Origin of the sequence: Cellulomonas sp. NPDC057328 (genome assembly GCF_042667215.1) — a bacterium.
In the GTDB taxonomy this organism is placed as follows: domain Bacteria; phylum Actinomycetota; class Actinomycetes; order Actinomycetales; family Cellulomonadaceae; genus Cellulomonas.
Window position 1 is genome coordinate 1 of the sequence record NZ_JBHUZW010000173.1, and the last position, 5,772, is coordinate 5,772.

At 78.3% G+C, this 5,772-nt stretch carries 5 protein-coding genes; all 5 read right to left on the reverse strand.

Features of this window, described 5'->3' with window-relative positions; translation table 11 throughout:
• Nucleotides 1-9: 9 nt before the first annotated feature.
• Nucleotides 10-1,398 (reverse strand): glycoside hydrolase family 6 protein, encoded by a 1,389-nt coding sequence (locus ACFUMH_RS18375; protein ID WP_378208926.1) that lies wholly within the window; start codon nucleotides 1,396-1,398, stop codon nucleotides 10-12.
• Between the two features lie 223 nt (nucleotides 1,399-1,621).
• Nucleotides 1,622-2,701: a ribosome small subunit-dependent GTPase A gene (rsgA, locus tag ACFUMH_RS18380; RefSeq protein WP_378208928.1), complete on the reverse strand. Its 1,080-nt coding sequence runs from the start codon at nucleotides 2,699-2,701 to the stop codon at nucleotides 1,622-1,624.
• Nucleotides 2,702-2,760: 59 nt separating this feature from the next.
• Nucleotides 2,761-3,573 (reverse strand): M15 family metallopeptidase, encoded by an 813-nt coding sequence (locus ACFUMH_RS18385; RefSeq protein WP_378208930.1) that lies wholly within the window; start codon nucleotides 3,571-3,573, stop codon nucleotides 2,761-2,763.
• Complete coding sequence (locus ACFUMH_RS18390; RefSeq protein ID WP_378208932.1) at nucleotides 3,570-5,099, reverse strand: RNB domain-containing ribonuclease; 1,530 nt, start codon at nucleotides 5,097-5,099, stop codon at nucleotides 3,570-3,572. Before ACFUMH_RS18390 ends, ACFUMH_RS18385 begins: the two co-directional genes overlap by 4 nt.
• 81 nt (nucleotides 5,100-5,180) lie before the next feature.
• On the reverse strand, nucleotides 5,181-5,772 hold a 592-nt coding region (locus ACFUMH_RS18395), incomplete at its 5' end, for a class F sortase (RefSeq protein ID WP_378208934.1).

The following is a 5,772-nucleotide window of genomic DNA, read 5'->3' on the forward strand; positions in this document are numbered from 1 at the left end:
CCCCGCGGCTCACCAGCGGGCGTTGCGGGCGAGCTCGAGCGCCATCTCCTGCCACCACTGGCCGGCGGCCGGGCCGCCGTTGCAGGCGCCGTCCGACTCGCCGGGCAGCTTGACCCACAGCAGCGCGTCGAGCCCGGCGACACCCGTGCTCGTGGTGGGACGGTCCCCGAGGGCGCGACCGCGCGGGTTGCACCACTCGCCGTTCGAGCCGTTGCCGTTGCGCGAGGTGTCGATCACGAACGTGCGGCCGCCGGTCAGGCGCGAGATCTCCTGGCCGTACGCCGTCGACTCCGCGGTGGTGCGGTAGTTCGACGTGTTCAGCGCGAAGCCGACCGCGTGCTCGAAGCCGACGAGCTGGAGGCGGCGCGCCGCCTCCGCGGCGGGCAACCACGCCGAGTGGCCGGCGTCGATGTAGACGCGGGCACCGGCCTGCGTCAGCGACCGGGCGGCGTACTTGAGGAACCCGACGCGGTCGCCCTGCCCGGCGCAGTCGCCGAGCTGCGCGAGGGCGTCGGGCTCGAGGATGAGGATCGGACGGCCCTGGATGCCCTGCGCGACCTGGTCGACCCAGCGCGCGTACTCGGACTCGGCGACGCCGCCGCCCGAGTGGGAGCCGCAGTCGCGGCCCGGGATGGCGTAGAAGACGACCGTCGCGGTCCTGCCGGCGGCGGCCGCGCGGCCCGTGTAGTCGCGGAGCTCGGCCTGCGCGACGGACGCGTCGGCCCAGTTGCCCACCCAGTACGCCTGCGGCGTCAGGGCGATCTTCTCGAGCAGCGCCTTGTCCGTGCCGGACGCGGCCTGCCACGCGCGGTACGACTGGTTGGCCGTGTCGACGTAGAGCGAGCTGTTCTGCACGGGCGGCGTGGTGACCGTCGGCGTGGGCGTCGGCGTGGGCGTCGGCGTCGCGGTGCGGGTCGGCGTGGGGGTCGGCGTCGCGGTGGGCGTGGCCGGCGGCGTGCCGACCGAGCCGGTGCAGACGGTGCCGTTCAGCGTGAACCGGCCGGGCACCGGGTTGCTGCCGGACCACGCGCCGTTGAAGCCGAAGGACACCGTGCCGTTGGTCGCGACGTTGCCGTTCCAGCCGATGTTGCGGACCGAGACCTCCGAGCCGGAGGTGGTCAGCGCACCGTTCCACAGCTGGCCGATCTGCTGCCCGGAGGCGAGCGTCCAGCGCAGGTCCCAGCTGGTCAGCGGGTCGCCGAGGTTGGTGATCGTGACGTTGGCGCCGAAGCCGCCGGGCCACTGGCTGCTCACGGCGTAGGACACGCGGCAGCCGGGGGCGGCCTGCGCGGCCGTGCTCGTCAGGGCCGTGAGGCCCGTGGTGACGACCGCGGCGGCGGCGACCGCGGCGGCCACCTTCCGGCGGACGGACGTCACCGTCGTCGTGCGGGGGGACATGTGCGCTCCTCGGGTCGGGAGGTGAGCCCGCGCGCGGCGCGCGGCCCGGGGTCTGCGCGGGGACGGCCGTCGTCGTCGACCCGGCGCCCGCGCGATCGACCCGAGCAAACCCGACGAACCGCCGTCGGGGCGAGCGCGCGGCGCATCCCTAATCGTTTTGTCATGCGGGGCACCCGTCGGCGGCACCGCGGCCGGGGGGCGCACGCCGGGGGTCGGTGCCGCCTCAGGGCCGCGCGCGGACGTCGCGGTGGTAGTCGCGGGTGGCGCGGCGGCGACGGGCCCGCTCCTCGGCCGCGAGCCGGGCGTCGGTGCGCTGCGCGTGCCACGCCGCCTCCTTCGCGAGCCGGCGCCAGCTGTCGTACCGGCGCTCGGCGAGCTCCCCCGTGGCCAGCGCCTCCCGGACGGCGCAGCCCGGCTCCGTCCCGTGCGCGCAGTCGCGGAACCGGCAGCGCGCCGCGAGCGCGGCGACGTCGGCGAACGTCGCGTCGAGCGCGTCCTCGTCCGCCACCAGGCCGACGCCGCGGATGCCCGGGGTGTCGACGAGCACGGCGCCGTCCGCGAGGGGCACCAGCTCGCGGTGGGTGGTCGTGTGCCGGCCGCGTCCGTCGGCACGCCGCTCCCCGGTCGCCATGACCTCGCGGCCCGCGAGCGCGTTGACGAGCGTGGACTTGCCCGCGCCCGACGGGCCGACCGCGACGAGGGCGACGCCGGGGCGCAGCAGCGCGCGCAGCGGGTCGAGGCCGTCCCCGGTCGGGACGCTCACGGTGTGCACGTCGACGCCGAGCGCGACCGCCGCGACCTCGGCCGCCATGCCGGCCGGGTCGGGCACGAGGTCCGCCTTCGTCAGCACGACCACGGGCGTCGCACCGGACCGCCACGCGAGCGTGAGGAGCCGCTCGACCCGGCCGAGGTCGGGGTCCGGGTCGAGGTGCTCGACCACGAGCACCACGTCGACGTTGGCGGCCATCACCTGCGCGAGCGACGTGCGGTCCGCGGAGTCGCGCACGAGCGCGGTGCGCCGGGGGTGCAGCACCGCCACGCGCGGCGGCGCGTCGCCGTCCGGCCCCGCGCCGTCCGGTCCCGCGACGTCCGGCACGGCGACGTCGACGACGTCGCCCACGGTCGGCGGCACCCGCGTCCCGTCCGGCTGCGGCACGAGCCCGTCGCGGTCGAGCGCCACCCGCCGCGGGGCCGCGGCGACGTCGTCCGCCGGGACCACGAGCACGGCGCCGCGGTCCGCGCGCACCACGAGCGCCGGCCCGGCCGCGGGGGCCGGTCCGTGCGGGTGCGCCGGGGACGTCATGCGGCCGACGGTAGGCGCGGGCCGCCGCACGGGGCACGCGCATTTCGGGCGTCCCCCGGTCAGCCGCCCGCGTACTCCGGCCCGCCCGTGACGCCGAGCGCCTCCTCGAGCGACGTCACGCCGTTGGCCGTCAGCCACCCGGTGAGCTCGCGCCCGACCCAGCGCAGGTGCCAGCCCTCGGGGGCGTACCCCGTGACGGCGGTGTTCTGCTCGGTGTACCGGACGACGAACCCGAACTCGGCGCCGCGCTGGGCCACCCACGTGCCCTCGGGCGTCGTCGCGAAGCACGTCTGCAGGTCGCACGACGGCGTGGAGCCGCTCTCCACGTCGACGGCCAGGCCGGTCTGGTGCTCGGAGTGGCCGGGACGGGCGCTGTACCGCTCGGCGTGCGCGAAGCCCCGGCGCGCCTCGATGTCCGCGCGGGTCGCCGACTGCGCCGCGTACGACCGGTACCCGCTCCCCACCTCCAGCGCCACGCCCTCGGCGCGCGCCGTGGCGAGCATGGCCGTGAGGTCCGGCGCGACGGCGGCCCGCACGAGCACCCCCTCCACGTCGACCAGGTCCGGCGGGACGTGCTCCGCGGGCAGCGCGTGCTGCTTGTTGACGACGACCCACGGCGACAGCGGGTCGGTCGTGGAGTGCTGCGCGAGGTCGAACGTCGGCGTCGGCGGCGCGGCGTCCGCCGGGCGCGCGGGGTCCGTCGGCGCGGTCAGCGCGGCGGCCCACGGCTTGGGGTCCTGCGTCCGCTCGAGCGCCGTGCCGACGGTCAGGGCGCCGTCGACGCGCGGCCACAGCGCCACGGCCAGCCCGGCGAGCAGCGCCGCGACGGCGGCGAGGGCCACGACCAGCCGGCGTCCACGGGAAGGCGTCACGCGGGCGATGCTAGGGCCGATTCCGGACGATCCGGACATCCGACCGAGAACACCACCCGTCGGTGTGGCACGTACGCCTCGGTCAGCCGAGCCTCGACCGACCCGCCGAGCGGCAGCGGCCCGTCCGCCGTGACGCGCGCCCGCACGGCCGGCTCGCGCAGCTGCAGCTGCCCGCGGACCCGTCCGTCCCGTGGCTCGTCGGCGTCCACGACGACGCCCTCGAACGTGCGCCCGACGGCCGGTGCGAGCACCACGGCCTCGACGAGGTCGAGCACGCCGCGGTCGAACGCGCTCGCGCGCCGGCCCGTCCCGGCCATGGTCGCCGGCAGCGCGGGCAGCGCCGCGCGCACCCAGTCCGGCACGTCGCGACCCGCGGCCACCGAGAGGCACACCTCCGTGCCGTACCGGTCCACGAGGCGCCGCAGGGGCGCGGTGACGTGCGCGTACGGCAGCCGGATCGCGGCGTGCTCGGCGTCCGTGCCCGCCGGCGCGGGCCCGTCGTGGCCGAACGCCACGTACGCGGCGCCGCGGAACAGCGACGTCGCCTCGTGCAGGAACGCCGCGTGCGCGCCGGTGCCCGAGTCCAGGCGCGGCAGCACGTCGGCGTACGGCTCGTCGGCGTCCCACGCGATGCCGAGCGCGGCGGCGGTGCGGCGCAGGCGGGCGACGTCGCGGGCGTCGGCCGGCGGCAGCGTGCGCAGCACCCCCACGCCCGCCCCCAGCATGACCCGCGCGGCCACCGCACCCGTCAGCAGGGACACCTGCGCGTTCCAGCCCTCGACGGGCAGCGTGCGGCGGAACCGCAGGGACCAGCCGCCCGCCGGGTCCGGCACGACCTCCTGCTCGGGCACGTCGAGGGAGACGCCGCCGCGGGCGCGCTCGCGCTCCTCGCGGAGCAGCCCCACGGCGCGCACGCCCGCGAGCACGTCGTCGGCGGTCCCGTCGTCGAGCGCCCGCTGCGCACCCTCGTACGTGAGCTGCGCCCGGCTGCGCACGGTCGCGCGCTCGACCTGCACGTCGACGGGCTCCCCGTCGGCGTCGAGGTCGACCTGCCACAGCACCGCGGGCCGCTCCTGCCCGGGCAGGAGGCTCGCCGCACCCTCCGACAGCACCTCCGGGTGCAGGGGCACGCGCCCGTCGGGCGCGTAGACCGTGCTGCCGCGCTCGTGCGTCGCGACGTCCAGCGCACCGCCCGGGCGCACGAAGGACGCGACGTCCGCGATCGCGTACCGCAGCCGCCAGCCGCGCCCGTGCCGGGCCACGTGCACGGCCTGGTCGAGGTCGGTCGACCCCTCGGGGTCCACGGTGACGAACGGGACGTCCGTGCGGTCGGCCCGCACGCTCAGCTCGTCGCGCCCCGCGGCGTCCGGTGCCGCGCCCGTGCGCGCGGCGTGCTGGGCCTCCGCGAGGGCGTCGGCGGGCCAGCCGCGCACGACGCCGACCTCCGCGCGCAGGGACTCGAGGCCCGCGGCCACCTCGGCGGCGTCGGCGGGCCGGGCGGCGAGACGGACGGGGCGGCCGGGCACGCGGCGACTCTAGGCGGCGCCGCGCGGGTCCGCCGGTCGGGCGTCCGGGACCACCCGGGGGACCCGGGGCCGGCGCGGCGGTCAGGCGGCCGGCTCGGCCAGCAGCACGACGTTGTCGGTGTAGTGCCGCGTGCGGCGGTCGAAGTTGCCGCCGCAGGTGACCAGCACGAGGCGGGGCGGGCCCGTGACCGCGAACAGGTCGTCGGGCAGCGGTGCGGACTTGGGCAGGACGCGCCGCTCGACGAGGCGGTACGGCACGGTGCCGCCACGACCGTCGCCGACCTCGACGCGCGCGCCGAGCGGTGCGTCGAGCACGTCGGCCATGACGCCGGGCCCCGTGACGGTGTCGACGTGGCCGGCCAGCACGACGGTGCCCTCGGCCGCACCGGGCAGCGCGCCCGCGAGCCACCAGCCCACCGCGCCGGGCTCGTCGGGGAGCTCGAGCGCGCCGCCGGCACCGACGCCGACCGGGACGACGGGGACGTCGACCGCGACGTCGGCGACGCGCAGCCGGTCGGGCGGCGGGGCGAGCGGGGGGACGGGCGCAGGGACGGGCGCGAGGACGGGCGGAGGGGCGGCCGCCGCCCCGGGCGGCGTGCCGGCCGGGGCGCCGGTGGTCGGCGGGGACGCGGGTGCCGACGTCGGCGCCGGCGACCCCGGCGACGCCACGAGC